The organism is Phosphitispora fastidiosa, from assembly GCF_019008365.1.
Lineage (GTDB): Bacteria > Bacillota > Thermincolia > Thermincolales > UBA2595 > Phosphitispora > Phosphitispora fastidiosa.
The window spans coordinates 1-237 of record NZ_JAHHUL010000216.1 but is presented as its reverse complement, the minus strand read 5'-3'; the positions used below and the strand labels follow the sequence as shown (position 1 = coordinate 237).

Here is a 237-nt window from a genome sequence, read left to right as displayed (position 1 = left end):
AATGACAACCTCATCGAACTGCCGCGCGGGCTAATCGAGGCGACCATATTGTTCGAGCAGGACAAGGACCTGACCGCCATGCTGGGACAGTCCTTTGCCATCACCTACGCAGCCATCAAACGGGCGGAGTTCGAGACTTTCATGGAGGTTATCAGTCCATGGGAGCGTGAATATCTGCTGTTGAACGTCTGATTTGAGTGAGGTTTCTTTGGCTTCAGGAGCACTGTGCGTGGTTCG

The 237-nt window shown here is 53.6% G+C and carries 1 pseudogene; it reads left to right on the top strand.

Features of this window, described 5'->3' with window-relative positions:
- Positions 1-192, top strand: a pseudogene (locus Ga0451573_RS19565) (glutamine synthetase); the annotation flags it as partial.
- Positions 193-237: the final 45 nt, after the last annotated feature.